The sequence below is a fragment of the Salinicola halimionae genome (assembly GCF_003206065.1).
Classification (GTDB): domain Bacteria; phylum Pseudomonadota; class Gammaproteobacteria; order Pseudomonadales; family Halomonadaceae; genus Salinicola; species Salinicola halimionae.
Genome location: NZ_PZJQ01000005.1, coordinates 606,735 through 633,454 on the forward strand (window position 1 = coordinate 606,735; position 26,720 = coordinate 633,454).

23 protein-coding genes and 1 riboswitch are annotated in these 26,720 nt (G+C 61.5%); of the genes, 19 read left to right on the forward strand and 4 right to left on the reverse strand.

What is annotated here, in order from left to right:
- Positions 1 to 169: 169 nt before the first annotated feature.
- The 8 genes from glyA to DOM27_RS15670 all read left to right on the forward strand — a co-directional run bounded on the left by glyA (position 170) and on the right by DOM27_RS15670 (position 9,485).
- Positions 170 to 1,432, forward strand: a complete 1,263-nt coding sequence (gene glyA / locus DOM27_RS15635) for a serine hydroxymethyltransferase (protein ID WP_110657331.1) — start codon at positions 170 to 172, stop codon at positions 1,430 to 1,432.
- Between the two features lie 249 nt (positions 1,433 to 1,681).
- Positions 1,682 to 2,461 (forward strand): FadR/GntR family transcriptional regulator, encoded by a 780-nt coding sequence (locus tag DOM27_RS15640; protein WP_110657333.1) that lies wholly within the window; start codon positions 1,682 to 1,684, stop codon positions 2,459 to 2,461.
- Between the two features lie 156 nt (positions 2,462 to 2,617).
- Entirely contained in the window at positions 2,618 to 3,766 is a 1,149-nt protein-coding gene (gene dgoD / locus DOM27_RS15645) for a galactonate dehydratase (protein WP_110657335.1), read from the forward strand.
- A 66-nt stretch (positions 3,767 to 3,832) separates the two neighbouring features.
- A complete protein-coding gene (locus tag DOM27_RS15650) occupies positions 3,833 to 4,519 on the forward strand; it encodes a 2-dehydro-3-deoxy-6-phosphogalactonate aldolase (protein ID WP_110657337.1) in 687 nt (228 codons plus the stop codon).
- Complete coding sequence (locus DOM27_RS15655; protein ID WP_110657339.1) at positions 4,516 to 5,454, forward strand: 2-dehydro-3-deoxygalactonokinase; 939 nt, start codon at positions 4,516 to 4,518, stop codon at positions 5,452 to 5,454. Before DOM27_RS15650 ends, DOM27_RS15655 begins: the two co-directional genes overlap by 4 nt.
- Before the next feature lie 219 nt (positions 5,455 to 5,673).
- Positions 5,674 to 6,525 carry an HAD-IIB family hydrolase gene (locus DOM27_RS15660; protein WP_245392755.1) on the forward strand — a complete coding sequence of 284 codons (852 nt, stop codon included), beginning with the start codon at positions 5,674 to 5,676 and terminating at the stop codon, positions 6,523 to 6,525.
- Between the two features lie 122 nt (positions 6,526 to 6,647).
- Positions 6,648 to 7,868, forward strand: coding sequence for a glycosyltransferase family protein (locus DOM27_RS15665; RefSeq protein ID WP_110657341.1), 1,221 nt, complete (start codon positions 6,648 to 6,650; stop codon positions 7,866 to 7,868).
- A gap of 354 nt (positions 7,869 to 8,222) precedes the next feature.
- The gene (locus DOM27_RS15670) at positions 8,223 to 9,485 is read left to right on the forward strand and encodes an outer membrane protein assembly factor BamB family protein (protein ID WP_157956777.1); all 1,263 of its coding nucleotides are present in this window, start codon (positions 8,223 to 8,225) and stop codon (positions 9,483 to 9,485) included.
- Positions 9,486 to 9,529: 44 nt separating this feature from the next.
- On the opposite strand, the gene crcB is transcribed toward DOM27_RS15670, so the two are convergent.
- Both crcB and DOM27_RS15680 read right to left on the reverse strand, forming a co-directional pair.
- Complete coding sequence (crcB, locus tag DOM27_RS15675; protein ID WP_110657345.1) at positions 9,530 to 9,907, reverse strand: fluoride efflux transporter CrcB; 378 nt, start codon at positions 9,905 to 9,907, stop codon at positions 9,530 to 9,532.
- A gap of 97 nt (positions 9,908 to 10,004) precedes the next feature.
- Positions 10,005 to 10,089, reverse strand: a riboswitch (Fluoride riboswitch).
- Between the two features lie 96 nt (positions 10,090 to 10,185).
- On the reverse strand, positions 10,186 to 12,036 hold the full coding sequence (locus tag DOM27_RS15680; protein ID WP_110657347.1) for a sugar phosphorylase: 1,851 nt from the start codon (positions 12,034 to 12,036) through the stop codon (positions 10,186 to 10,188).
- Positions 12,037 to 12,324: 288 nt separating this feature from the next.
- On the opposite strand from DOM27_RS15680, the gene nrdR reads away from it, so the two are divergent.
- The 10 genes from nrdR (at position 12,325) to DOM27_RS15735 (ending at position 23,104) form a co-directional block, all read left to right on the forward strand.
- Entirely contained in the window at positions 12,325 to 12,813 is a 489-nt protein-coding gene (gene nrdR, locus DOM27_RS15685; protein ID WP_110657349.1) for a transcriptional regulator NrdR, read from the forward strand.
- Between the two features lie 135 nt (positions 12,814 to 12,948).
- Entirely contained in the window at positions 12,949 to 14,055 is a 1,107-nt protein-coding gene (gene ribD / locus DOM27_RS15690; RefSeq protein ID WP_245392756.1) for a bifunctional diaminohydroxyphosphoribosylaminopyrimidine deaminase/5-amino-6-(5-phosphoribosylamino)uracil reductase RibD, read from the forward strand.
- A gap of 153 nt (positions 14,056 to 14,208) precedes the next feature.
- Positions 14,209 to 15,342, forward strand: coding sequence for a bifunctional 3,4-dihydroxy-2-butanone-4-phosphate synthase/GTP cyclohydrolase II (ribBA, locus tag DOM27_RS15695; RefSeq protein WP_110657882.1), 1,134 nt, complete (start codon positions 14,209 to 14,211; stop codon positions 15,340 to 15,342).
- Positions 15,343 to 15,549: 207 nt separating this feature from the next.
- Positions 15,550 to 16,032 (forward strand): 6,7-dimethyl-8-ribityllumazine synthase, encoded by a 483-nt coding sequence (ribH, locus tag DOM27_RS15700; RefSeq protein WP_110657351.1) that lies wholly within the window; start codon positions 15,550 to 15,552, stop codon positions 16,030 to 16,032.
- The gene (gene nusB / locus DOM27_RS15705) at positions 16,029 to 16,529 is read left to right on the forward strand and encodes a transcription antitermination factor NusB (protein WP_110657353.1); all 501 of its coding nucleotides are present in this window, start codon (positions 16,029 to 16,031) and stop codon (positions 16,527 to 16,529) included. The genes ribH and nusB overlap by 4 nt, the downstream gene beginning before the upstream one ends.
- Position 16,530: 1 nt before the next feature.
- Positions 16,531 to 17,502 carry a thiamine-phosphate kinase gene (thiL, locus tag DOM27_RS15710; protein WP_110657355.1) on the forward strand — a complete coding sequence of 324 codons (972 nt, stop codon included), beginning with the start codon at positions 16,531 to 16,533 and terminating at the stop codon, positions 17,500 to 17,502.
- The gene (locus DOM27_RS15715) at positions 17,499 to 17,972 is read left to right on the forward strand and encodes a phosphatidylglycerophosphatase A family protein (RefSeq protein WP_110657357.1); all 474 of its coding nucleotides are present in this window, start codon (positions 17,499 to 17,501) and stop codon (positions 17,970 to 17,972) included. The genes thiL and DOM27_RS15715 overlap by 4 nt, the downstream gene beginning before the upstream one ends.
- A 171-nt stretch (positions 17,973 to 18,143) precedes the next feature.
- Positions 18,144 to 19,469, forward strand: a complete 1,326-nt coding sequence (locus DOM27_RS15720; RefSeq protein WP_110657358.1) for a DUF945 family protein — start codon at positions 18,144 to 18,146, stop codon at positions 19,467 to 19,469.
- A gap of 148 nt (positions 19,470 to 19,617) precedes the next feature.
- Complete coding sequence (gene lon / locus DOM27_RS15725; RefSeq protein ID WP_110657884.1) at positions 19,618 to 22,086, forward strand: endopeptidase La; 2,469 nt, start codon at positions 19,618 to 19,620, stop codon at positions 22,084 to 22,086.
- Positions 22,087 to 22,486: 400 nt separating this feature from the next.
- Positions 22,487 to 23,104, forward strand: a complete 618-nt coding sequence (locus tag DOM27_RS15735; RefSeq protein WP_110657362.1) for a LysE family translocator — start codon at positions 22,487 to 22,489, stop codon at positions 23,102 to 23,104.
- Positions 23,105 to 23,175: 71 nt separating this feature from the next.
- Here DOM27_RS15735 and DOM27_RS15740 read toward each other — a convergent pair whose 3' ends face one another.
- Positions 23,176 to 24,093 carry a DMT family transporter gene (locus DOM27_RS15740; RefSeq protein ID WP_110657364.1) on the reverse strand — a complete coding sequence of 306 codons (918 nt, stop codon included), beginning with the start codon at positions 24,091 to 24,093 and terminating at the stop codon, positions 23,176 to 23,178.
- A 156-nt stretch (positions 24,094 to 24,249) separates the two neighbouring features.
- A complete protein-coding gene (locus DOM27_RS15745) occupies positions 24,250 to 25,017 on the reverse strand; it encodes an SDR family NAD(P)-dependent oxidoreductase (protein ID WP_110657366.1) in 768 nt (255 codons plus the stop codon).
- A 439-nt stretch (positions 25,018 to 25,456) separates the two neighbouring features.
- On the opposite strand from DOM27_RS15745, the gene DOM27_RS15750 reads away from it, so the two are divergent.
- Entirely contained in the window at positions 25,457 to 26,716 is a 1,260-nt protein-coding gene (locus DOM27_RS15750; protein ID WP_110657368.1) for an acyltransferase family protein, read from the forward strand.
- Positions 26,717 to 26,720: the final 4 nt, after the last annotated feature.

Here is a 26,720-nt window from a genome sequence, read left to right on the forward strand (position 1 = left end):
TGCTAAAGCCAACGTGAGAAATTATGCGTCTGTGCATGACGGACTTTCATAGGAAAGGCTGTTAGCGCTGGGTTATGATTGCGGCCCACGAAGTCTGGACCTGTGTCGTCAGCGGCGGTGTAAATGTTGGCGCCAGGTCGAACCCTCCCCGAGCCGAGGATACCCGTCGATGTTCACCCGAGAGATGCAGGTTGCCGGATTCGATGATGCCCTTTGGGACGCGATGCAGCAGGAAGTCGCGCGCCAGGAAGCCCACATCGAGCTGATCGCTTCCGAGAACTACGCTAGCCCGCGCGTGATGCAGGCCCAGGGCACGCAGCTGACCAACAAGTACGCGGAAGGCTATCCCGGCAAGCGATACTACGGTGGCTGCGAGCATGTCGACGTGGTCGAGCAAATGGCGATCGATTATGCCAAGGAGCTGTTCGGCGCAACCTATGCCAACGTTCAGCCGCATTCCGGTTCCCAGGCCAACGGTGCCGTGTTCCAGGCGCTGGTCAAGCCGGGCGACACCGTGCTGGGCATGAGTCTGGATGCCGGTGGGCACCTGACCCACGGCGCCAAGCCGAGCTTCTCGGGCAAGCACTACAACGCAATCCAGTACGGCATCGACGACAGCGGCCGGATCGACTACGCCGAAGTGGCCAAGCTGGCGCGTGAACATCAGCCGAAGATGATCATTGCCGGCTTTTCCGCCTACTCGCAGATCATCGACTGGGCCAAGTTCCGCGAAATCGCCGATGAAGTGGGCGCCTACCTGCTGGTCGACATGGCGCATATCGCGGGTCTTGTCGCGGCCGGTCTCTATCCCAGCCCGATGCCGCACGCTCACGTTGTCACCACCACGACGCACAAGACGCTGCGGGGTCCGCGTGGCGGTCTGATCCTGTCCGCCGAGAATGACGCCGATATCGAGAAGAAGCTGCAATCGGCGGTGTTTCCCGGTGGTCAGGGCGGCCCGTTGATGCATGTCATCGCCGCCAAGGCGATCTGCTTCAAGGAGGCGATGGATCCCGAGTTCAAGACCTACCAGCAGCAGGTGATCAAGAACGCTCAGACAATGGCCGGCGTATTCATCGAGCGCGGGTACGAGGTCGTCTCCGGCGGTACCGAAGACCATCTGTTCCTGCTGTCGCTGGTCAAGCAGGGGCTGACGGGCAAGGACGCCGATGCTGCGCTGGGTCGCGCCCACATCACCGTCAACAAGAACGCCGTGCCTGGGGATCCGCAGAGTCCATTCGTGACTTCCGGTCTACGTATCGGCACGCCGGCGGTGACCACCCGCGGTTTTGGTGAAGCCGAATGCCGCGATCTGGCTGGCTGGATCTGCGATATTCTCGACGCCATGCAGCAGGGCGACTCCAGTCAAGTGGAAGGTGAGGTCAAGGCCAAGGTCGAGACCGTCTGCGCTCGGCTGCCGGTTTATCGCTGAGCCTGCCAGACCGGTCGATAGCTCTGAAACGCGTTGGCCGTTGAAATCGTCGGTCTTGAAAGTCGATGTTGTCGAGAGCTGACAATGGCAAGATCATGGCGCCCCTCTCCGGAGGGGCGTCATCGTTTCCGACCCAGGGTAATCCGGACCTTTGACCATGGTCTAAAGGCAGCCGCAGGAAACTTGCTAGAAGCTATGTCGGACATAAGCGTCAGTGAGTTGAACATCGCGATGCCAACAGAACCGTCAATGACCGATGCCGTCGCCCCCCGCAGCGATATCGCCGAGGCGCTCGCCGAAGCCGTGTTCAGCGGCCGCTACGCGATCGGCGACACCATTCCGCGAGAAGTCGATCTTTGCGAGCGCTTCGGCGTGAGTCGAAGCACAGTACGCAGCGCGCTGCAGAAGCTGGTCAATGCCGGTTTACTGGTACGTGTCTCCGGTCAGGGTACACGAGTCTGCGAGCTCTCGGCCTGGCATCTTCTCGACCCACAGGTCAGCGCCTGGATGGCACGATACGCGCAGCCCAACCCCCATCTGCAGCGTGAAGTCTTCGCCTTTCGGGTGGGCGTCGAACCCTTCGTGGCAAGCCTGGCCGCGACTCATGCGACCGCTTCGGATCTGCTGGCCATCGAGACCGCCTACGAGGGCATGCTTCGCACGCTCGAACGGGAGGATCTGCATTGGCAGGGTTTGAGCTACAACGCTTACGACGTGGCGTTTCACGAGGCCATCTTTGCCGCTTCACACAATTTGATCTGGGCACAGATCAGCCATGTGCTCAAACCGGCCATCGCGCTGATCGTCGAGCGTTCCAACCAGAGTGCTACGCTGCATAGCGCCAAGGATCTCGACGACAGCATGGCGCGTCACTATCGAGTCATGGAGGCGATCCGTTTGCGCCAGCCGGAGGAGGCTGCGAAGGCGGCGCTAGCGGTGCTCAAACGCACCGGTCGTGACCTCGGAATGGAAGATCTGGTCGAGAATCCGCCATCGATCGTCGTTCCGCCCCCGATGGGAGAACGATGATGCGGGTGACTCGATGGTGACGGTAGCCCGGCGCGCCCGTGACCGCGTTGGGAGCATTGAAGGCAGCCGTTTTGAACTGAGCTTACCGAGCTGAGCTGGTCGAACTGAATCGACCGAACTGAATCGACAGAATTGACTGAAGAGAACAGGTGAACCATGAAGATTACCCGCTTGAAGACTTGGCAGGTCCCGCCGCGCTGGCTGTTTTTGAAGATCGAGACCGATGAAGGCTGCTATGGCTGGGGCGAGCCGGTAGTCGAAGGTCGCGCGGCCACCGTCGAGGCGGCGGTACATGAGCTCGCGGATTATCTGATCGGCCAGGATCCGCATCGCATCGAGCACCTTTGGAACATCATGTACCGCGCCGGTTTCTATCGCGGCGGCCCGATCCTGATGAGCGCCATTGCCGGTATCGATCAGGCGCTTTGGGATCTCAAGGGGCGCGACTTAGGGGTTCCCGTGCATCAACTGCTGGGCGGCGCCTGTCGCGACAAGATGCGCATGTATGCCTGGACCGGCGGTGACAAGCCCGCGGACGTTGGCGCCGGTGCCAAGTCGCTGGTCGACAAGGGCTTCACCGCGTTCAAGATGAACGGCACCGCCGAGATGGCGATCGTCGATTCTCATGCCAAGGTGGATGAGGCCGTGGCGCGTGTCGCCGAAGCCCGCGATGCGGTAGGGCCGGATGTCGGCATCGGCATCGACTTCCATGGCCGCGTGCATCGGCCGATGGCCAAGGCACTGCTACGTGAGCTGGAGCCGTATCATCCGATGTTCGTCGAAGAGCCGGTGCTGCCGGAGCATCTGCCGAGTCTCAAGCATATCGCCGGCGGACTGAGCTATCCCATTGCCACAGGCGAGCGGCTGCATACGCGCTATCAGTTCCGCGATCTGCTGGTCGAGGGCATGGTCGATATCGTGCAGCCCGATCTCTCTCACTGCGGCGGCATCAGCGAGGGGATGAAGATCGCCACGTTGGCGTCGTGCTTCGATGTGGCGCTGGCACCGCATTGCCCGTTGGGGCCGTTGACGCTGGCCGCCTCTCTGCACGTGGATGCGGTCAATCACAACGCCTTCATCCAGGAGCAGAGCATGGGCATCCACTACAATCGGGACAATGACGTGCTCGATTACCTGGTGGACAAGAACGCGCTGGCGATCGAAGACGGCTTCTGCGCGATTCCGCAGGGGCCAGGCCTGGGTGTCGAGATCGACGAAGCTTTCGTCGAGGAGCGCGCCAAGGTCGGGCACCGCTGGCGCAACCCCGTCTGGACCCATGAAGATGGTTCCGTCGCGGAATGGTAATTTCTGGCGCTCTGCTGTCTGTGCTCGATCATGCGTCTTGAGACCGGCCGAAACGAGGAGAGAGAAATGAACGAGACACGTAAGTTCGCACTGGAAACGGCGCTGCGCGAGCGCCCGCTGGTGGCGATTCTGCGCGGCATCACGCCGGAAGAGATCGATGCCGTGTTCGATGCGCTGGTGGGCGCCGGTTTCAAGCTGATCGAGATTCCGCTCAACTCGCCGCGGGCCTGGGACAGCATCGCAGCGATTGCCAAGCGCTGCCCGGATGACGTGGTGATCGGGGCCGGCACGGTGCTGGATCCGGCGCATGCCGAGCGTCTGGCGGGGCTCGATGCGCCGCTGTTGATCACCCCCAATACCGACCCGGAGGTGATTCGGGCTGGCGTCGACCATGGCCTGGCGCCGATGATCGGCTGCATGACGCCGAGCGAGGCATTGGCGGCGGCCAGAGCGGGCGCGACGGCACTCAAGCTGTTCCCGGCGGCCCGTCTGGGTACCGGCTACTTCAAGGACATCAGCGCGATCCTGCCCAAGGGGCTGCCGGTTCTGGCGGTCGGCGGTATCGACCAGAGCAACATGAGCGAGTGGCACGCCCATGGTATTGCCGGTTTCGGTTTTGGCAGCAATCTTTACAAGCCGGGGCGCAAGGCAGAGCAAGTCGGCGAGATCGCTGTCGAACTGGTCGCCGAATGGCGTCGCCTGCGCGAAGTCGCCGACCAGTCGGAACAGCTCGAACGCGAGGCCGATGCATGAGCAGTGACGTGCCACAACGCCTGATCGTCATCGACTGGGGCACCAGCAACTTTCGTGCATTCCTGGTCGACATGGTGAGTAACGAGGTGCTCGATAGCCGCCGTTCGGCCTCCGGCCTGCGCGCGTTGAGCCAGAGCGAATTTCCGCATTACTGTGCGTCGCAAACCGACGACTGGCGGGAGAGCGGTGGCGCGGCTTCGGACGCTAAAAAAGTCCCGATCTATCTCGCTGGCATGGTGGGCTCGGCGCGGGGCTGGCACGAGGCGCCGCAACTCGAGTTACCGGTAACGGTTGCCGATCTCGCGGATAACGTCGTCGCGGCACCTGGGCTCGACAACGTCTGGATCGTGCCGGGGGTCAAGCAGGTGACGCCCGAACACGTCGATGTGATGCGCGGCGAAGAGGTCCAGGCGTTCGGTGCGCTGGCGCTGGCGGGCATCGATAGCGGCGATTGCTGCCTGCCGGGCACCCACAGCAAGTGGGCCCGCCTTGACGCTGGCCGCATGACCGAATTCACCACGCTGATGACGGGCGAGCTCTACCATGCCGCGCGTTTCCATACCCTGCCGGGAGAGCCGGCTCGCGACGATGCGTCGTTCGACGAGGCCGCGTTCCGGTTGGGCGTTTCCCGGGCCGGTTGTCCGGGGGGCGTGATGCACGCGCTTTTCGAGGCGCGCAGCCGGCATCTCTACGCAGGGCTCAAGGCGGAGCAGGTGGGCAGTTTCCTTTCCGGCGTACTGATCGGCGAGGAGGTGCGCGCCATGCGCCACGCCCGCCCCGGACTCGATACGGTGCGCTTGATTGGCGCTGACACGTTGCGAGAGAGCTACACCATCGCTCTGGAAGCCGCTGGCATTCGCGTGGAGGCGATCGACAGTGATCGGGCCTCGCTTGCCGGCGTTGCTGCGATCGCGGTACGACACGCCCGGCCATAAAGGGGCATGCGCTCGCGATAACGCACCATGAAGGCGCATCGCCATGCGTTTCGACGACACAATATCGTTGACGACGGCCCGAGTTTTTCTCGAATACCTCGGGCCGTCGTGTTTGGCATGATCCGTGCTACCTTCATCTATACGATTGCCGACAGGCGTTCGTTCATGCACGACGTGACGAGGTGAAGCGATGTGGGTGATGCGATGACACAGCCGGCCTTGAACAAACCACCCTTGTTGGTATTTACCGATCTCGATGGATCGCTGCTGGATCACGATACCTACGATTGGCAGCCTGCATCAGCCTGGCTTTCGCGACTCGAAGCGCAGGCGATTCCGGTCATTCCTACCACCAGCAAGACCCGCAGCGAGCTGCTTGCCTTGCGCAAGGAACTGCACCTGGAGCACACACCCTTCATTGCCGAAAACGGTGCCGTCATCGGCTTGCCGCCCTCCTGGCAGCACGCGCGGCTGGACCGTGATCCGGCTTCGCCGGATGGCCTGGTGGTCAAGACCCCCAGCATGGATGTGGACTACATTCGGCGGCGTCTGGACGTGGTGCGCGAACGTCACGGCCTGCGCTTCCGCCGCATGGGCGAGATGGATATCGCCGAGGTACGTGAGTTGACCGGGCTCAGCGAGTCCGGTGCCGAACAGGCCATGATTCGGGAGGGCAGCGAGCCGCTGGTGTGGGAGGACGACGACACCAGACTGCAGACATTGCATGAGACGTTGCAGGTCGATGGCCTGCGACTGACCCTCGGTGGTCGCTTCTGGCATGTGATGGGCGCGGTCGACAAGGGCCAGGCATCGGACTGGTTGGTGGCTCGATTCGAGGCGTTGCGTGGCTGTCGCCCGCAGACGATCGGGCTGGGGGACGGGCCCAACGATCTGACGTTGCTGGCTGCCACCGACATGGCGGTCGTCATCGCCGCGAAACATGGCCAACCGATGCCGCTGGAGAGCTCGCGGGTCTACCGAACCAAAGCACTGGGGCCTGCCGGTTGGTCGGAAGGGATGTCGCATTGGTTAATCCGCGAACTGGGATGGGACGCGAACGCATCGTCCTGAGAGGGATGACGTCGGAATGGATGAGGTTGAACGGATGAGATTGATCGGCTGAGGTCGAACGGATAGTCCCGATAACAGGCGTCAAGGACCGACGCCAGATGACAATATGACGAGGACGCTTCATGAGTGACTTTTATCAGAACGGTATCGTTACCAATTTCCACAATCTCACGCGTCGCTCGGTGGAAGCGCTGGAGAACGATCTCAAGCAGTTCTCTCGCAGCCGGCCGATGGGGCTGATTCTGCCGTCTCTGTACTCCGAGCTGGAGGGGCCGGCGCTCTCGCATATCGTCGACGAGCTGTGCAAGGTGCCGTATCTCAGCGAGATCGTCATTGGCCTGGATCGCGCCGATCGCGAGCAGTTTCTCAAGGCTCGCGAATTCTTTTCCCGCTTGCCGCAGCATCATCGAATCCTTTGGAACGACGGCCCGCGTCTTCAGGCTCTGCAGCAGGAGCTGGCGAAGGAAAACCTGGCACCGCTCGAGCCGGGCAAGGGCTGCAACGTCTGGTACTGTTCGGGTTACGTGCGCGCGTCCGGCAAGGCCGAGGCGATCGCGCTGCACGATTGCGATATCGTCACCTACGACCGTGGTCTGCTGGCCAGGCTGATCTATCCGGTAGCCAATCCGCGCTTCCACTACGAATTCTGCAAGGGTTACTACTCGCGCATCGCGTCCGGCAAGCTCAATGGGCGGGTCGCAAGATTGATGGTTACGCCACTGATCCGCGCCTTCAAGATGATCTACGGTCCGTTGCCGTACCTCGACTATCTCGACAGCTTCCGCTATCCGCTTTCCGGCGAGTTCTCGATGCGTGCCGACGTGCTCGACGGCATCCGTATTCCCAGCGACTGGGGGCTGGAGATCGGCGTACTTTCCGAAGTTCATCGTAATTTTTCGACCAAACGGCTGTGCCAGGTCGATATCGCCGATGCCTACGATCACAAGCATCAGCCGGTATCGGAGGACGACCCCTCGGGTGGCTTGAATCGCATGAGCATGGATATCGCCAAGGCGATGTATCGCAAGCTCGCGACGCTCGGGGTGGAAATGAGCGTCGAAAGCTTCCGCACCGTCAAGGCGACCTACTATCGCGTGGCGCTCGACTTGATCGAAGCCTACGACCACGATGCTGCAATGAACGGTCTCAAGCTGGATCGTCACAGCGAGGAAGCGGCGGTGGAACTCTTTGCCGACAACATCATGCAGGCCGGTGCGGCATTTTTCGAATCGCCCCGCGACAAGCCGTTCATTCCAAGCTGGAACCGGGTTCAGGCGGCGATTCCGGATCTGCAGGATCGACTCTACGAAGCCGTGGAGCTGGATAACAGCGGTGACGTGTGACACTTCGGAGGGTGAGTGCCAACCGTGCTTCGGCGCGGTTTTCCATGGATGTAGCACGCCCACCCGCATGCCGATCACTTCTCGGTCGCCGGCTGCCTGAGCCGGAGGGAATCGGCGAGCGCTACCTGAAAAGTCTACCCGATGCCTTGGGAGGCGCTGTCTGGGAGTCGCGCGGGTGCCGCGTTCACGTTGGAATAGCACGGTTTCGTGGCACAGTCGCTGTAAAGACACTACGTTGGTAGTAGAGCCGTCGTCGAACGGCGCCCACGCGGACACGAAGTCGATCTTTCGCATCGGGTAAAAAACAGAATGACGCAGGGCTCACGTCTGATCCTTCGCAAGAGGAGAAGTACTGTGCCTATCGCTACCGACCGACGCCATCGTCACGTGATCAGCGGTTTCGGCAGCCTGATCGTGCTGTCATTGATGACACTCAAGCCCGCAGCGGCAGACTGGGTCCAGTACAGGACCTCGGCAGACCGCAACGCCAACCTCGACACTCAACTCGATGCGCCAACGGATCGCGTTACTGAACTCGATACGGCCGAGGAAGTTCGCGCCACGCCGACCGTTTTTGCTGGCGACCTGCTGATTGGCAATCATGGCAGTGGCATGCTCCAGCGAATCGATCCCGCCAGTCACGAGACGCGCTGGCGCCTCCGTGCGCCAAACTGGATTCACTCGGAAATCGTCTGGCAGGGCGGGGTTGGCGTGGTCGGTTACGGTAACCGTTTCTTCGGGTCACCCATGCCGGGCAACGTTGCCAACGACACGCGCGGCACCGGGGAGAGCGGCCTGTTGGCAATCGACCTCGAGAGCGGCCAGCCGCGCTGGCAGTACCGCTCGAGCGGCGAAATGATGCCGACGCCGGTGCTCCATGCCGGAGAGGTCTATGCCGCCAGCGGGGATCGCGCCATCCATGTTCTGTCATTGGAGGATGGCCGGCAGACCGGGCTGATCAAGCTGGGCTCCTTCGTCAGCATGTCCTCGCCGGCGTTGGATGATCAGGGGCAGTTGTTCCTGGGCGGCGCCAAACCCTATCGCTTCTTTCGGGTCGATCCCGCGACCCGTTCGATCGTCTGGATGGCAGAGTTTCCCGACGTGGTCTCGGGTCTCGATGACGTGTCTCCGGCGGTCGATGGCGATCTCGTCGTGACCACCGCGGTCTTGCCGGTAACGGCCGAGCGTTTCGAACATCGTCTGTTTGTCCTCGATACGCAGACCGGCGAGAGGCGCTGGGAGGCGTCGCTGGGTGAAGGCGGGCCGGTTGCGAACAATCAGTCCGGCGCCCCGACGATTGCCGAGGGGCGAGTCGTTGTCGGTAGTCCCACCAGCAATACGCTACAGGCGTTCGATCTCCACACCGGTGAGCGTCTATGGCGCGTCGACAGCGGCCCGGTCAAGGCCGCTCCCGTCATCGAGGCCGGTAAAGTCTATGCCACGACTGGCGCGGGCGAGCTCATGGTCGTCGATCTGATCAGTGGTCGTGAGATTCGCCGGCTGGCACTCAGCGATGAGCCACTGGCACCAGCTGGTCCCGTTCGCGTTGGCCAACATCTGGTCATTCCGGCGCAGGATGGGCACGTCTATCTGGTGCCGTTGGCACTGTTGCAATAAAAGCCGACCACGAAAGATGGCGTTGGACGATGCGCTCGCCGGCGTCAGTGCCTCAGCCAACCGTAGCAGGCAATACCGAGCATGGTCATGGCGAACGAGCCGACGACGTGCATCAAGGTGCCGGTGAGCGCCCAAGCCCAGCGGCCGTTCTGGATGGCGTTGACCATTTCCGCTGAAAAGGTTGAGAACGTCGTCAGGGCGCCCAGCAGGCCGGTGATCGCGAATAGCTTCCACTCCACGCTGAGCGAGGAATCCTGGAAGAAGCTGAGCGCAATGCCGATCAGCCAGGCCCCTGTCAGGTTGGCGATCAGCGTGCCGGGAGGAATGTGCAAAAAGTAGCCGTTGTACTGGGCACCAAGCCACCAGCGAAGATTGGCGCCGATCGCGGCGCCGGCGCTGATGGCCAGAATGGGGATCCACATGCTGTTGAATTCCTCGTCAGAAGCTCATTAACGGAGCGGCGTCCCGCAGGCGAGGAGTGCTGTCTGAACCGACGCCTGCGCAGAACGCACCTCGGGTGCGTTGGCAGGCATCATCAGCGCGGGGCGGTTTGCCGTGGTGCCAGGCGCGCCGCGGCGGGAGGAATGCCATCTCCCGCCGCTACTCTAGTTAGCCATGGGCTTGGCGGCAAGAGCGATCTCAAGGCAAGAGAGATCGCCACTGCTTTGAGGATTGCACCGCCGCGCAGGATCACAGGTTGTCAGGGTTGCACCAGCCACAGGCTGCGATAGGGGCGCAGGATGTCCCGTTCGTCGGGGTGCGGGCTCCAGCTCTTGCCGTCCTTGAGCACGTCGTACCATTCGCCATCGTTCAATTCGTCGATCTCCAACGGCTGACGTGTATCGCTAATGTTGTAGATCGCCAGCAGACGACGGCCATTGGCCAGTGGACCGCGTTCGATGGCGAAGATGCCCGGGGGCGTATCGAGCACGCGCTGCGACGCCTCGGGATGGAAACAGGGCTCGCTGGCGCGAATGTTGAGCCGCCTTTTCAGCGAGGTGAATGCCTCGCGAGTCGGCGTGCTGCGGCTGTCGATGAGTTCATCCAGCTCTTCCTTGGGCCAGCGGCGGCGATTGATCGAACGCAACTTGCCGCTGCGCTCGACGCCACCATGGTCGTTGAGCGTCGCGGTCAGGGTGTGGAAGTAGACCCCGGGGATGCCCTGCAGCGCCAGCATCAGGTTCTGACTGCACAGGAAACGTTCGACTTGCCAGGCATCGGCACCCCGTCGCGTGCCCTTTAGCGCGTCGTAATAGGTGATGTTGATCTCGTAGGGGGAGTCACTGCCATCGGCGTTGGTCTTCATGCTGACGTAACCGCCAAAGCGGTGCATCAACTCGAGCATGACTTCGACCTCGTGGGGCGGTAGCAGGCCTTCGAGCGCTCTGACCCCGATCCCATCGTGACTGGCAGTGAAGTTGAAGTAGGTGCAGCCCGGCGGCAGCGCCGGCAGGCTTCGAGCCCATTCACTCAAGATGGTGGCGTCGCCGCTGGTCAGGGTATGCACCAGCAGTGGCGGGAGCGTGAACTGATAGATCATGTGCGCTTCGTCGGGCGCCGACTGAGGCGCGTCGGTGTGATCCGAAGCCGAGTGTTCGACCTCCGGGGGTTCGCTACCTTGACGTTCCACATCGGGACGTGGAAGACCCAGCCGTTCCAGACCAAAGTAGCTCATGTTCTCGTTGTGCGGCACGTTGGTCTCGGTGATCAGCAGTGTACCCGGGGCCATGAAATCCAGAATGGCCCGCAGCAAACGCACGATGGCGTGTGTCTGAGGCAGGTGAACGCAGGAGGTGTCGACTTCCTTCCACAGATAGGTGATGGCATCCAGCCGAATGAGGCGCGCGCCCTGCTGTACGTAGTAGAGCAGGATGCCGATGAATTCGAGCAATACATCGGGATTGGCGAAATTGAGGTCGATCTGGTCTTCGGAGAACGTCGCCCATAGATGCCGAGTACCTCGGCGAGTCGATACCGGCACCAGCAGCGGCGAGTTGCGTGGCCGGGTGACCATGGAAAGATCCGTGTCCGGGTCCATCTCGATGAAATAGTCGCGTCCCGGCTGCGTGCCGGATAGATAGTCGATGAACCATAGCGAGTCGCGGGAGACGTGATTGATGACCAGATCGACCATCAGGTCCACTCGCGAGGCGAGTCGACGCACATCCTGCCAGTCACCCAGTTTGGGATTCACCTCGCGGTAGTGAATCACCGAGAACCCGTCGTCGCTGCTCCAAGGGAAAAAAGGCAGGATATGCAGCCCGCTGAACGTGCCGTTGAGTCGTGTGGCGAGAAAGTCATCCAGCACTTCGAGCGGGGGGCGCTCGCCGTCGATGATGGTGTCCCCGTAAGTGATCAGAATCTGATCGCGCTCGCTCCACATCGGACGGGGCGAGGTATCCAGTGCACTTCGCTGGTGCATCAGCAAGGTCATCAGGCGTCGCATGACCTCGTCACGGCGGGGACCGTAGACCTCTCCCAGGCGCGCAGCGGCGCGCTCGATGAAGGTCTCTTCGGAAAGCGCATGATAGTTCGCGGCACGGCTGGGCATGGGAGCGATTCCTGATTTCAGCGATTGGCGTACACGGCGTGCGTATCAACGATGCTGTCGTGACGGGTTGTCACGATATCCTTGCAGAAGACGGGCCAACATGAAAATTGCCGGGGACTTTCAGTGTATTTCCGCTATGTTGCTCAAACCGTTACACTCTGGTTCGTTCATCAGTACCGTTATCCCGTTCACTCAACACGTTATCTCGTTCACTTAACACGTTATCTCGTTCACTTAACATTAGTGGCGGTTCCCCAGATCGCCCACGCCGACAGGTAGATTACGACGATGCATTGCCCGTTCTGTGGTACGCACGATACCAAGGTGACCGACTCGCGCCTGGTGGCCGAGGGCGACCAGGTGCGTCGTCGCCGTCAGTGCGCTGCATGTGGGGAGCGCTTCACGACCTACGAGACCGCTGAGCTGGTGATGCCTCGCGTGGTCAAGTCCGACGGTTCCCGCGAGAGCTTCGACGAAGCCAAGATGCGCGCAGGGATGGCGCTGTCTCTCGAGAAACGCCCGGTCAGCGTGGAGTCCTTCGAAGCCGCCGTTGAGCGTATCCGTCAACGTCTACGTGCCCGTGGCGATCGCGAGGTCGAGGCTCGCGAGGTCGGTGAAGAGGTCATGGAGACACTCAAGCGTCTCGATCATGTCGCCTATATTCGTTTCGCCTCTGTCTACCGTCGTTTCCAGGATCTCGACGAATTCCGGGCCGAGATCGATCGGCTGTCCCAGGAGCCGAACCTTCCCTCGGGTGAGGACGGTAACCCGCGCTGAAACGTCGCCTTTTTTCTTCGGCAGTTCGGTCTTCCGGGCTGCCGTCTTCTCGAGCGAACTGCCATGTCTGCCTCTCCTTCCATGCACCCATCATCTGATGCCTGTTTCCCTCATGCTTGTACCCCTCGTGCCTGCATGAGTCGCGCCATCCAGCTTGCCTGGCAGGGGCAATACACCTGTGATCCCAATCCGCGAGTCGGCTGCGTGCTGATCAAGGATGGCCGGGTCATCGGTGAAGGTTTTCATGCGCGTGCAGGCGAAGCGCATGCCGAGATCCATGCGCTGCGAATGGCCGGCGAGGCCGCACGCGGCGCGACGGCGTTCGTCACGCTCGAGCCCTGCTCGCATACCGGGCGCACCGGGCCCTGCAGCCAGGCATTGATCCAGGCCGGTGTGGTCAAGGTGGTGGCAGCGATGGAAGACCCCAATCCGCAGGTCTCCGGACGCGGTTTCGCGATGTTGCGCGAAGCGGGGATCGACGTCGAAACGGGACTGCTCGAGGAGGATGCGCGCGCACTGAATCCAGGGTTCATCCGGCGCATGCAATGCGGAATACCGCGCGTCACCCTGAAGATGGCCATGAGTCTCGATGGGCGCACGGCGATGGCCGATGGCGAATCCCAGTGGATCACCGGCCCCGCCGCAAGACAGCAGGTTCAGCGGCTGCGAGCGGCATCGAGTGCGGTGCTGGCGGGTGTGGAATCGATCATTTTCGATGATTCCCGATTGACGGTACGTGCCGAGCAGTTAGGCCTGGAGAATGGTGATGAAATCGCCCAGCGGCAGCCGCTGCGGGTGATCCTCGATAGCAGCCTGCGTCTGCCGCTGGCGGCGGCCTGTCTGAGCGAACCCGGGCGAACGCTGGTGTTCACGCTGCAGGATGCGTCCGATCCGCGCTGGGGCAAGCTGGCGGCTTCCGGAGCCGAACTGGTCTCGATGCCCGCCAACGCGGAGGGGCGTGTCGAATTCGACGCCGTGCTGCGCTATCTGGCGACTCGGGAGGCGTGCAACGAAGTCCTCGTCGAAACCGGGGCGACGCTGGCCGGCGCGCTGCTGGAGGCGGATTGTGTCGACCAGTTGGAGCTGTTCATGGCGCCGACGCTGCTGGGCAGCGAGGCTCGCCCTCTATTTGCCTTGCCGGGGCTGGCGAAGATGAGCCAGCAACGGCAATTGAAAATCGATGATATCCGCGCGCTGGGCGAGGATTGGCGCATTTCCGCGCGTCCGGTCAAAATGGTCTGAGTCCCGCGAGGCGTCGACTACGCTTGGCGCATGTTTGCCGAGAACGTGCGTCGCCATCACCCGACAGTAGCGTCCGTGTCTCGCGACAGGTAGGCTGTGCCGCATCGAACCCTCGTGGTTTCCGAGATCGTGATTTTCGTGGACGAATCAGCAATGACGACAGCGCAATCGAGCCAGCTGGCCCGCATCGACGTCCTTATCGAAGAGATTCGGCAGGGCAGGATGGTCATCCTGATGGATGACGAGGATCGCGAAAACGAAGGCGATATCATCATGGCGGCCGAGTGCGTCGAGGCCGACCACATCAATTTCATGGCTCGGCACGCCCGCGGCCTGATCTGCCAACCGATGTCGAAGGCGCGCTGCCAGCAGCTGAAGTTGCCGCTGATGGTCAGCGACAACGGCTCCGGTTACGGCACCAAGTTTACCGTTTCCATCGAAGCTGCCATTGGCGTCTCCACGGGTATCTCCGCCGCCGATCGCGCGCTCACCGTGCGTGCTGCGGCGGGGCGCGGCGCCAGGCCCGAAGATATCGTTCAACCTGGTCATATCTTCCCGCTGATGGCGGAACCGGGTGGCGTTCTGCGTCGTGCCGGTCACACTGAAGCGGCCTGCGATCTGGCCGCCATGGCCGGGTTCGAGGCCACCGGCGTGATCTGCGAGATCATGAACGACGACGGCAGCATGGCGCGGCGTCCGGAGCTCGAACGCTTCGCCGCTGAGCATGACATCAAGATTGGCACCATTGCCGATCTGATCCACTATCGCATGCTCAACGAGCGCACCGTTGACGCGGTTGAGCAGACGCCGGTGATGACCGCCTTCGGCGAGATGATGCTGCATGTGTTCCACGACACCATCCAGGACAAGCATCACCTGGCATTGGTGAACGGCAAACCCGAGCGCCACTCGGTGACGACGGTGCGTGTGCATGGCGGGGATACGCTTCGCGACCTGCTGGCGCTGTGTCGGTCGGACAGCCACTGGACGGCCCACACCGCGTTGGCCGAGATCGCTCGAGCGGAAGCCGGGGTGTTCGTGCTGCTTGACGATGCCCGCCCCGAGGGTGACTTCAAGCAGCAGCTCGATGTGCTTTTGGGACGACGATCTTCACCGCGTTCTAGCGCCTCCGACGGCTCGGGGAATTTCCTGTCGATCGGCACCGGGGCGCAGATTCTGCGTCAGCTCGGCGTTGGCAAGATGCGGCTGTTGAGTTCGCCGTGGCGTTTCTCGGCGCTATCCGGTTTCGATCTGGAGGTGGTCGAGCTGGTCAGCGGCGACGCCTGAACGAGATTCAAACCAGGACGTCGGTAGGCCTCAGGACTTAGGTTGGCGTCAAGACCTGGGTGGGCATGGTAAGGCCGCGCGGCCATGATAAGATGGCCGGCTTCGCGCGCCGAGCGCCAGGTTCTGGCGCCGGCCAATCAGACTGTTTTATCGTGTGCCAGGTTCGAGTGTGTGACGAACCTGGCGCAGTGTATCCGGAAACCGACAATGCAACCGATCGCTCAACTGGAAGGTCAGTTCACCGATGTCGATGGCCGCTACGCCATCGTCGTGGGACGCTTCAATCATCATGTCGTCGATAGCCTAGTAGAAGGTGCCGTCGACAGCCTGACGCGTCACGGCGTCAGTGAAGAGAACATCGAGCTGATTCATGTTCCCGGTGCCTGGGAGCTGCCGCTGGCGGTCAAACGTGTACTGCAGGTTTCGCGACCCGCAGCCGTCGTTGCTTTGGGTGCGGTGATTCGTGGCGGCACACCGCACTTCGAATATGTGGCGGGCAACTGCAACGCCTCGCTCAGCAGTCTGCAGCTGGAGTTCGGAACCCCGATCGCCAACGGCGTGTTGACGGTCAATTCGATCGATCAAGCGATCGAGCGCGCCGGTACCAAGGCCGGCAACAAGGGCACCGAAGCGGCGATGGCGGCAATGGAAATGGTATCTCTGTTCAAGCGACTGGGAGGCGAGGCATGAGTTCACCGTCACGACAGCCGTCACCGGCTCAGGAATCTCGTCGCGCCGCCCGCGAATTGGCCGTTCAGGGCCTTTATCAGTGGCAGATGACGGGCAAGTCGATTACTGCCGTCGAGGCTGAGTTCCGCGCTCAGGTCGGCGACGACGACCTCGAAGATCATGAAAACTGGCACAAGGTCATGCAGATCGCCGACCAGGCGCTGTTCCATGACCTTCTGCACAATACCGCCAATCATAAAGCCGAGTTGGACGCGGCCATCGCGCCGCTGCTCGATCGCCGGCTGGAAGACCTCGACCGGATCGAACTCGCCATTCTGCGTCTCGGCGCTTACGAGCTGAAGCATCGTCCCGAGGTTCCCTACCGCGCTGTGATCAACGAAGGGGTCGAGCTGGCCAAGATTTTTGGCGCGACCGATGGTCACAAATACGTCAACGGCACTCTCGACAAGCTCGCCTCGCGACTTCGGGGCGCCGAGGTCGCTGCTCGCCGTCGTTGATATGAATCGCGCTTCGTCGAGCGAATTCGAGCTGATCGCACGCTACCTGTCCCGCCCCGCGGCAGCCGAGCGTAGCGACGTCGTCGTCGGGAACGGTGATGACTGTGCCGTGCTGATGCCGTCTCCCGGGCATCAACTGGCGATCAGTGTCGATACTTCCGTGGTCGATGTTCACTTCCCACACGATGCCCCGCCGGCGGCCATCGGCCATCGGGCCCTGGCCGTCGCCTTGAGCGATCTCGCCGCGATGGGCGCGAAAGCCCGCTGGTGCTGCATGGCTCTGACGCTGCCCGCTGCCGATCCCGATTGGCTGGCGGCCTTCGCCGAGGGGTTCCGTGAATTGGCCGCCCGCAGTGGCTGCGAACTGATCGGCGGCGACGTCACGCGAGGTCCGCTGACGATCGGCGTGACAGTGCATGGCGAGCTGCCGGCCGGCACGGCATTGCGGCGTAGTGGCGCGCGGGAGGGCGACCTGATCGCGGTGACCGGCTATCCCGGTCGCGCGGTTGAGGGGCTTGCCCGTTGGCAGCGGGGCGAGCAGGATTCCGGCCACCCACTGCTTGAGGCCTATCTACGTCCCGAGCCGCGCTTGGCAGCCGGTGAGGCGTTGCGAGGACTGGCCAGCAGCGCGATCGACGTTTCCGATGGCCTGCTGGCGGACCTGGCGCACGTGCTGACGGCTTCCGGCGTTGGCGCGCGGCTCGACATCGATGCCTTGCCATTGGCGACGCCGTTGCGTGCGATCCATGAGCTGGACGATGTCCGGGAGCGAGTGCTCAACGGCGGCGACGACTACGAATTGCTGGTGACGCTTGCGGCGTCCGACCTGGCCGAGGCGCAGCGTCGGCTCGCTCCGCTGCATTTGCCGCTGACGCCCATCGGCCGAGTCGTTGCCGGTGAAGGCATCGAGGGAGTTGCGCCGCGCTATCTTGAGCGTCGCGGCTGGGACCACTTCCCGGAGATCGCCTCATGAATCGGGCTCCCTCGAGCGTCTGGCGGCGGCCTACGCATTTTCTGGCATTCGGGTTGGGCAGCGGCGCGGTACCGTTCGCACCCGGCACCTTCGGCACCCTGGCCGCGATTCCGTTCTACTGGCTGCTCTCGGGATTGCCGTTAACGATCTATCTGGGGCTGATGGGCGTGGCGACAATCGTCGGCATCTGGCTCTGCGAGACGACGTCTCGCGATCTCGGCGTTCACGACCATTCCGGCATCGTCTGGGATGAGTTCGTCGGTTACTGGCTGACCATGGCGGCGGTGCCGTTCTCCTGGGAGGCCGCGCTGTGGGGATTCGTGGTTTTTCGCGTATTCGACATTCTCAAGCCCTGGCCGATTCGCTGGGTCGATCGTCGCGTCGCGGGAGGCATCGGCATCATGTTCGATGACATCCTGGCCGGCGTCTACGCCTGGAGCACGATGCACCTGTGGTTCTGGCTGCACTAGGTACGAGCGAAGAGCTACGAGCGAAAACCAGGCGAAGCTTGGTAACAAGATGACGCCCCATGCAGGCCGAGTCATTGTGTGGATCTAGGCTTTGTACGAAAAGTCGACGAGCACAGGCAGTTTTCGTGCAAAACCTAACAGCGTTTCTACCGTCAACGTCTGGAGCAGTACATGCGTAAATGGATGGTCGCCGGGGTAGTTGTGGTCGTTGTGGCGGGAGCGGGATATCTGGGCGCTCAGGCCTATTCGAGCCAACGCTTCGATGCCGAGATGGACAAGCTGATCGCGCGACTCGATGCCAGCCCTGAATGGCAGGTTTCGCGCGATGATGTCGATAGCGGATGGTTTCATTCCAGCGGTCGTCTCGAAGCGCGTTATCTGGCACTGGGGCAGGACATGGACCCGGTTGTCATCGAGGTGCCTTATCAGGCGGGTCATGGGTTGCTCGAGACTACGCTGCAGGGCAATGCTCAGGTCAAGGTCGAAGGCGACAAGACTCTGTTCGGCGATGTGCTGGAAAGCGATGGCCCAGTGACCTGGACCGGCCGTTTTCTGACCCGTGAGCAGAAACTGGAAACTCACTTCGACGTGCCGAGCTTCTCGCAGCAAGTCACTGTGCCCGCGAGTGAAGTGGCTGGCGAAGTGACACCAGCCCGCGACATGCAGCTCGAATTCGGTGGTCTTGCGCTCGATCTCGAACAGGTTGGCGATCACGTCTCGCTGAATGGCCAGGCACCGAAGCTGCACATGGCCGATGAGCAGACCGATATCCTGGTCGAAGGCACCCAGCTTGCCGGCACGTTCGAGGGCAATGATCAGGCCTTCCATCAGGCGATGTCGCTGACCATCCCCATGACGACGGTCACGCCCGATGGCAGTCCGAGCGTGACGTCCCAGGATATCCGTTACGCGGTTGAATCCACGCTCGATGCCGATCGACTGACGATGACGCTGAAGGCAAACATGGGCGAGACGCGAGTACAGGATCAATCGATCTTCGACGGTGGCTTTGCGTTGACACTGGATCACGTCGATGGCGATGCCTATCGCGCGTTGGCCACGGCGCTCGACGAGAACCTGGTCGACATCCAGACTGCCATCGACGCCGATGACGATCAGGCGCTGGATGCAGCTCTGACGCCGTTGCAGCCTTCGATCAAGGCGTTGCTGGCAGGATCGCCTCACCTCTCGCTGGACAACCTCACCGCCAATAGCCCGATGCTGGGAATGAAGATGCGGGGTAACGGTGAACTTGGCGTCGACGGCAGTGGCATCGAGGGTTGGAATCTCGACACGATGAACGCCGACGCGCTGCAGCGTGAACTGGTGCAACGGATGAACGGCAATCTGACCCTCGAGGGCGCGCCGGCGATGCTGATGATGTACCTCGGCTTGCCGATGAATAATGGCCCGCTGCAGCTCAAGCTGGCGAACGGTCAGCTCGAAATCAACGGCCAGCAGATGCCGCTGTTGCCGTCGTCTGCCGCTGCATACTGACGCCAATCAGCGTGTCGAATCGGGCCGCTCCTGAGAGAGCGGCCCGGTAATTTCTGAGCCGATCTCCGGCGCCTGACTTGAACTCCTGCCTCGCTGCCCACATCCCTTGATCATTCGGCCAGTACTGGCCATGAACTCAAGGTGAATGATGAGCGAACATAACCGGGATTCCGCGGACACTTTCGATACCAGCGAAGGTTCGTTCGACGTCGATCAAGACGCGTCCGATGCCAACGATGAGGCGTCTGGCGCCGACCATGAGTCGCAACATTCGACGCGCGGGGCCGTCGTACCCTCCGGCGATTCTCTGCCGGAACGGATCTATCTCCTCCCCATTCACAATCGTCCATTCTTTCCCGCCCAGGTACAGCCGTTGATCATTCAGCGTCAGCGCTGGGAAGAGACCATGAAACGAGTCGCCAACACGCCTCATCACATGGTGGGAGTGGCGTTCGTGGGCGACGTGAGCATGGACGAGCTGGGCCCGGGGAGCTTTCCCGAAATCGGCACGGCGGTGAAGGTCCATCGCAACCAGAACGAAGAGCAGCAGATTCAGTTCATCGCTCAGGGGGTGCGGCGCTTTCGCATTCATCGCTGGCTCTCGAAGACACCACCGTATCTGGTCGAGGTTTCCTACCCCCGCGAGCCGGTCGATGCCGAAGCCGAGGAAGCTCGTGCCTACGCGATGTCGTTGATCAATGGCATCAAGGAGCTGCTGCCGATCAATCCGCTCTACGGGGAAGAGCTGAAGAGCTATCTCAACCGCTTCAGCCCTCACGAGCCCGGCCCGTTGACTGATTTTGCCGCGGCCATCACCTCGGCCAAGGGCCGTGAGCTGCAAAATGTGCTCGAGACGCTGCCGATCATGGATCGAATGCAGAAGGTGCTGCCACTGCTGCGCAAGGAGATCGAAGTCGCTCAGTTGCAGAACCAGATCAGCGAGCAGGTCAATTCGCAGATGCAGGAGCGTCAACGCGAATTCTTCCTGCGCGAGCAGCTCAAGGTGATTCAGAAAGAGCTGGGCATTTCCAAAGACGATCGCGAGAGTGACGTCGACACCTTTCGCGACCGGCTCGAGGCGCTCCAGGTGCCGGAGCGGGTACAGGGGCGCATCGATGATGAGCTCAACAAGCTCTCGGTGCTGGAAACCGGCTCGCCGGAGTACGGCACCACGCGTAACTATCTCGACTGGTTGACCTCGCTGCCCTGGGGGATCACCTCCCAGGACCAGCTCGACCTCAAACGCGCTCGTGGCGTGCTCGATCGCGACCATGATGGTCTCGGCGACGTCAAGGAACGGATCATCGAGTTCCTGGCCGAAGGTTCGTTCAAGGGTGACGTCGGCGGATCGATCGTGCTTCTCGTGGGGCCTCCAGGCGTGGGCAAGACGTCCGTTGGACGCTCGATTGCCGATGCCCTGGGCCGCAAGTTCTACCGATTTTCGGTTGGGGGCATGCGCGACGAGGCCGAGATCAAGGGCCATCGACGAACTTATATTGGCGCGATGCCGGGCAAGCTGGTGCAGGCGCTGAAGGAGGTCGAGGTCGAGAATCCGGTGATCATGCTCGACGAGATCGACAAGATGGGGCAGTCGTTTCAGGGCGACCCGGCTTCGGCGCTGCTCGAGGTGCTCGACCCGGAACAGAACGTCGATTTCCTCGATCACTATCTCGACGTGCGTCTGGATCTCTCCAAGGTGCTGTTCGTGTGCACGGCCAATCAGCTCGATACGATACCGCCAGCGCTGCTCGATCGTATGGAGCAGATTCGGCTATCCGGCTATATCGCCGAGGAGAAAGTGGCGATCGCCAAACATCACTTGTGGCCGAAGCTGTTGAAGCGAGATCGAATACCGAAAAAGCGCATCAACCTGACCGATGCAGCACTCAGGCAGGTGATCGAAGGCTATGCTCGGGAAGCCGGCGTTCGACAGCTCGAAAAGCAACTGCATCGAATCGTGCGCAAGGCGGCGGTCAAGATGCTCGAGCAGGATCAGGAAACGGTCAAGGTCTCGGTTCACAATCTGGAAGATTTCCTCGGGGCGCCGCTCTTCCGCAAGGAAAAGGTACTCAAGGGCGTCGGTGTGGTGACGGGCCTTGCCTGGACGGCCATGGGCGGGGCGACGTTGCCCATCGAGGCCACCAAGGTGCATGCGCTGACCCGCGGCTTCAAGCTGACCGGCAAGCTGGGTGAGGTGATGCAGGAGTCGGCCAATATTGCCTACAGCTACACGCTGGGTCATCTGGGCGAATACGGGGCCGATGCGGACTTCTTCAACGAAGCCTTCATCCATCTTCACGTGCCGGAGGGCGCGACGCCGAAGGACGGCCCCTCTGCGGGCGTGACCATGACCACGGCGCTGATGTCGCTGGCCCGGAACCAGAATATCGATCGGCCATTGGCGATGACCGGCGAGCTGACGCTGACAGGCCAGGTTCTGCCTGTCGGCGGTATCCGCGAGAAGGTGATTGCGGCGCGCCGCAGCGAAATCTTCGAACTGATTCTGCCCGAGGCCAACGAGCGCGATTACAATGAGTTGCCGGACTATCTCAAGGCAGGCATGCGCGTGCATTTCGCCAAGGTTTATTCGGATGTGGCCAAGGTCGTGTTTGGATGATCGGCGCCGGACGGTGACCAGTGAGGTATGTTCTCGGCGTGTTACGCTGAGAGCGACGCCGGCACGACGACCGGCCAGACGATGAGGAGTAGGGTGTGTCGGAGAACAAGGCGAGAAAGCGATCACGCCGTGTGATCACGGTAGCATGGGCGTTATTGGCAATCGCGCTGCTTAGTGCGTGTAGTTATCATCCTGCACGAATCGAATCGGAACCCGCCGTGATCTTCGGTGACGACGACCATCACCACGGTGATGGAGACTTCTGTCCGCCGGGGCAGGCGAAAAAGGGTAACTGCTGAGTTCTTGATTTCGCGAGATGCTTCAAAGCGGCAGCGCACTTGCGTTGCCGCTTTTTTTGGATAGACAATCAGCGCTCATCGATATCGGATTATAGATCGCCATGACATTCGAGAGTGCAGCCACCTATCTGCTGTCCATTTTCCTGTTCGCCATCACACCGGGTCCAGGCGTGTTCGCCTTGATTGCCACGGGCGTGAACGCGGGTTTCCGCCGGTGTCTGCCATTGGCAGCGGGGATGGCGATCAGCGACGTTCTCTATCTGCTTCTCGCGACGTTCGGCCTGGCGACCCTAGCCGAGCACTGGGGGGAATTCTTTGGCGTGGTCCGGATAATGGGCGCGCTTTATCTGTTCTATCTCGGCTGGAAACTGTGGACGAGCCCGACGCAGAGCGACGAGATGGCGGCGCCCGGAGTCTCTTCCAGCTTCCTGGCCGGCGCCATGCAGGGTTTTCTGATCTCCGCGTCCAACCCCAAGGTTATCCTGTTCTATATCGCCTTCCTGCCCACGTTCATCGATCTGGATCGGCTCGGCGGATCTTCTTTGACGCTATTGGTCGGGCTGACCGTCATCGGTCTGAGCGGCGGCCTCGGTCTGGTGGCGGCCAGCGCGGCAAGGGCACGGCGAGTCTTTCGCTCTTCCCGAGCCCAGAGACGACTCAATCGGGGCGCCGGATCATTGATGATCGGTGCCGGCGTGCTGTTAGCGGCCAAGAGCTGAGCGTTCGATCGGCTCTGGTGGATCGATGAGGGCCGATCTCGTGCATCGTCGAGGGGCGTCCGATGGATCGGTCAGCTAGGCTTGGGCTTGCGGCTGACCATGGCGACCCCGGCGGCGGCGATGGCCATGCCCAGCCACGCAATCGGCGGCATCGGTTCGTCGATCAGCCACCAGGAAAATAACGCTGCGCAAGGCGGCACCAGGTAGAACAGCGCCGATACCCGAGAGGCTTCACCACGCCGGATCATCGCCAGCAGCAGCGAAATCGCGATCAGCGAGTTGCCGATGACCAGATAGGCCAGTGAGCCGATGAGTGCCCCGTTCCAATCGAGCGTGAAGTGACCGAACAGCATGATCAGCGGCAGAGTCGTGATCAAGCCGGTGGCATACTGAATGAGATTGGCGCTGACCGGATGAAGCGGGCGTCCGTAGCGCTTTTCATAGAGCGTCGCGCTGCTCATTCCTAGCAGGGCGGCAACGGTCAGCAACAGCCCACCAGTGGTTATGCCCTCCACCGTCGAACGTCCCAGAATCACCACCACGGCGCCGACCAGGCCCAGCGCGAAACCGATCCAGCGTCGTGTGCCGATGGTCTCTCCGACCATTGCGGGGGCGGCGAGGGCCACCAATACCGGCTGCAGTGATACCACCAGGGCCACGACGCCCGCTGAGCTGCCTAGCGCGAAGGAGCTGTAACAGCAGCCGAAGTAGACGGTTTGGATCAGGAAGCCGACGACGGCCTGATGGCCCCAGTCGCGCCACCTGGCGGGCATCGGTGGGCGCAGCCACAGCCAGATCGGCAGCATGATCAGCAGCACGAGCACGAATCGCAGACCCAGAAACAATAGCGAATCCACGTGTTGGGTTCCGATCTTGGCAATCGGAAACCCCAGTGACCATAACAACAGGAAAAGCCCGGGCGCCGCAGTGAGCCACAGGGGGTGCCGCTCGCGAGCGGACGATGCCGCGGCACGGGAAGGTTCAGACATATCGATCCGTGATTTTGATTGTCGTTGTCGACATCAGGCTTTGCGCGAAAAGTCACGCGGCGCCTGATGCCCGGCATGGCCGAGCGTCGGGAATGCCCCGCCGGCCGATGAATTTTCCTGCCGGGTCGGGGCATCCTTCTGCCGGGCGTTCGCTGGTTAGTCTCGGTTGACCGTCAGACCACCCCAAGACTGGCATACGGGCATCAATTCGAGGCGGTTGATATTGAGATGCGGCGGCAACGTCGCGGCGAGAAAGACCTGCTCGGCCACGTCTTCCGGCTGGATGGGCTCCACGCCACCGTAGAGCTTGTCGTGTGCGTTCTGGTCACCTTTCATTCGCACCAGGGTGAATTCGGTCTCCGACATGCCGGGAGCGATGTCTGTGACGCGCACGCCGGTTCCCTTGAGATCGCAGCGCAGGTTGTAGGAAAACTGATTGACGAACGCCTTGGACGCGCCATAGACGTGGCTGCCCGGGTAAGGCCACAGCGCCGCAGTTGAGCTGATGTTGATGATGGCCGCGCCGCGCCCGACATCGATCAGTGTCGGCAATAGCATGCGCGTGACGTTGACCAGCCCGGTAATGTTGGTATCGATGACCGTCTGCCAGTCGTCCAGATCGGCTTCCTGGGCGGGACCGGCACCCATTGCCAGCCCCGCATTGTTGACCAGTACCTTGACTGCCTTGAATGCGGCCGGCAGTTCCTCGACCACATTGGCAACGCTGTCACGCTCGCGGACATCCAGCGTGGCAATGTGTACCGGAACCTGATTTTCCAACTGACGCTTGATCGTTTCCAGCCGGTCCTGTCGGCGACCGGTAAGCACCAGGGCCCAGCCGGCCTCGGCAAAGCGGTGGGCGCAGGCGCGTCCAAACCCTGACGTGGCGCCGGTAATGAAAGCGACGGGGGGATTCTGACTCATGGAGACTCCTGATTGAGGGGGCGTTGAAGTGGCGAAGCTCCGGACGGAACCCGAGCTGAAAGCGTGAAGCAACGAATGAGCTCGTTCCCAGATTAGCGCATCCTGACGCATGGCATGCACGGACTTGAAGACCAAATCCTGTCGTCTATCGACGACAGCCGCCGCCATTTATGTAAAACCCGGTGATTTCTGGTGTCGCGAGAGGATTTTCGTTGCCGTTCGGTTACACTTTGACCACGGCGGTGGCATCATCCGCGCACGTCGGCCCACGTCCTCACATCGATTTTCCACCTGTTCTCGATACCCATTTGAGCCGATCGTATTGCGTTGACGGCATTCGTCTTTGACCACGCCATTCATTTTTACAGGGTCGATGTCCGCCCTTGTGTTGCAGATAGGGTTGCCGCCATGCGCGGTGACGCCAAAAGGAGGTGGCAACATGTCCACGAGCAAACGACAGCGCTACTACGGGCTGGAGTGGCTTCGCTTTCTAATGGCGTTGTGGATGGTCGCCTACCATTTTGGCGGTATCTACGACGATATGCCCGACATGCTGAGAAGTTTTATCGGCATGGGTTTTTTCGCGACCAGCACGTTTTTCATGCTGTCGGGTTTTCTGCTCGCCCATGTCGCGCTGGATGACGTCGGCGAGATGAAAATGCGCGGCCCGGCTTTCGTCGCCAAGCGGCTGTGCAATCTCTATCCGATTCACGTCATCACCATGCTGCTGGCGATTGGCCTGCTGTTGTTGCAGTACCCCATTCGCCCGGAAGGGGTTTATGTTTACTTCAACGCGCATCCTTACTATCCGCTGAGTGACGAAGCGCGCGCGGCGTTCTCGGAACGTCTGTCCTGGCCCGGAGCACTCAAACACATCGCGTTGCAGTTGACGCTATTGCAGGCCTGGGAGCCGCGATTCCTGTGGCTCAACGGCGCTTCGTGGTCAATCTCGGCGTTACTCTTCTTCTATGCCTGTTTCCCCTGGCTGGCTCCCAGGCTCATGCGCGTTCAGCGTTGGGGGCTGATGCTGGTCGCCATTTGGGGATGCTATTCCTTGGGACCGCTCCTGGCGACGTTGGCGGGAGCCTTCGACTACGTTACGGTCGGCGTTCTTCATCGCAATCCCTTATTCCGCCTGCCCGAATTCCTGGCGGGAATCGTGCTTTATCGTGCCTGGCAGTCTGACCGGGTGAGCGATCTGATCCGCCGTTTCCGCTATCCGCTGCTGGCGCTGGGTCTCTGCGGGGTGCCGATCGGTGTCTGGTTGCTCAAGCTGGATGGCTTGCATCTCTATTACCTGACCCACAATGGCTTCCTGTTGCCATTCCAGGCGCTGGTGTTGCTGAGTGCGAGTGCGTTCGCGACCCCGGATAGCGCGGCGGTACGTGCCTGGGCGCAGCGGTTGGGGGAGTCGGCGCTATGTATCTTCGCACTGCACACGCCGCTGATAGGGCCGATGGCGAGAGCCACGCGCTGGCTGCTCCAGCGATGGCACGAGAGCTGGGTAGTGGATAGCGGCAATGCGGCACTGAAATTCGCGATCCCGCTATGGACCATGTTTTTCCACCTGGCGCTGATCGTCGTGCTCGCGGTGCTGATGCAGCGTTTCGTGGTCGCACCCATGCGGCATTGGCTGGAAGCGAGATTGCCTGCGGCATGGCAGCAGCGTCGGTCGGGGCTGGCTGTCGCCAAGGCTTGAGATC

Excerpts from the sequence above, each read along its gene's own strand:
- DOM27_RS15745 (WP_110657366.1), bottom strand. The coding sequence starts at position 25,017 with ATGAGTCAGAATCCCCCCGTCGCTTTCATTACCGGCGCCACGTCAGGG.
- DOM27_RS15740 (WP_110657364.1), bottom strand. The coding sequence starts at position 24,093 with ATGTCTGAACCTTCCCGTGCCGCGGCATCGTCCGCTCGCGAGCGGCAC.
- DOM27_RS15715 (WP_110657357.1), top strand. The coding sequence starts at position 17,499 with ATGAATCGGGCTCCCTCGAGCGTCTGGCGGCGGCCTACGCATTTTCTG.
- DOM27_RS15735 (WP_110657362.1), top strand. The coding sequence starts at position 22,487 with ATGACATTCGAGAGTGCAGCCACCTATCTGCTGTCCATTTTCCTGTTC.
- DOM27_RS15655 (WP_110657339.1), top strand. The coding sequence starts at position 4,516 with ATGAGCAGTGACGTGCCACAACGCCTGATCGTCATCGACTGGGGCACC.
- lon (WP_110657884.1), top strand. The coding sequence starts at position 19,618 with ATGAGCGAACATAACCGGGATTCCGCGGACACTTTCGATACCAGCGAA.
- nusB (WP_110657353.1), top strand. The coding sequence starts at position 16,029 with ATGAGTTCACCGTCACGACAGCCGTCACCGGCTCAGGAATCTCGTCGC.
- ribD (WP_245392756.1), top strand. The coding sequence starts at position 12,949 with ATGAGTCGCGCCATCCAGCTTGCCTGGCAGGGGCAATACACCTGTGAT.
- dgoD (WP_110657335.1), top strand. The coding sequence starts at position 2,618 with ATGAAGATTACCCGCTTGAAGACTTGGCAGGTCCCGCCGCGCTGGCTG.
- ribH (WP_110657351.1), top strand. The coding sequence starts at position 15,550 with ATGCAACCGATCGCTCAACTGGAAGGTCAGTTCACCGATGTCGATGGC.
- glyA (WP_110657331.1), top strand. The coding sequence starts at position 170 with ATGTTCACCCGAGAGATGCAGGTTGCCGGATTCGATGATGCCCTTTGG.
- thiL (WP_110657355.1), top strand. The coding sequence starts at position 16,531 with ATGAATCGCGCTTCGTCGAGCGAATTCGAGCTGATCGCACGCTACCTG.
- ribBA (WP_110657882.1), top strand. The coding sequence starts at position 14,209 with ATGACGACAGCGCAATCGAGCCAGCTGGCCCGCATCGACGTCCTTATC.
- DOM27_RS15680 (WP_110657347.1), bottom strand. The coding sequence starts at position 12,036 with ATGCCCAGCCGTGCCGCGAACTATCATGCGCTTTCCGAAGAGACCTTC.
- nrdR (WP_110657349.1), top strand. The coding sequence starts at position 12,325 with ATGCATTGCCCGTTCTGTGGTACGCACGATACCAAGGTGACCGACTCG.
- DOM27_RS15720 (WP_110657358.1), top strand. The coding sequence starts at position 18,144 with ATGCGTAAATGGATGGTCGCCGGGGTAGTTGTGGTCGTTGTGGCGGGA.
- crcB (WP_110657345.1), bottom strand. The coding sequence starts at position 9,907 with ATGTGGATCCCCATTCTGGCCATCAGCGCCGGCGCCGCGATCGGCGCC.
- DOM27_RS15665 (WP_110657341.1), top strand. The coding sequence starts at position 6,648 with ATGAGTGACTTTTATCAGAACGGTATCGTTACCAATTTCCACAATCTC.
- DOM27_RS15750 (WP_110657368.1), top strand. The coding sequence starts at position 25,457 with ATGTCCACGAGCAAACGACAGCGCTACTACGGGCTGGAGTGGCTTCGC.
- DOM27_RS15640 (WP_110657333.1), top strand. The coding sequence starts at position 1,682 with ATGACCGATGCCGTCGCCCCCCGCAGCGATATCGCCGAGGCGCTCGCC.
- DOM27_RS15650 (WP_110657337.1), top strand. The coding sequence starts at position 3,833 with ATGAACGAGACACGTAAGTTCGCACTGGAAACGGCGCTGCGCGAGCGC.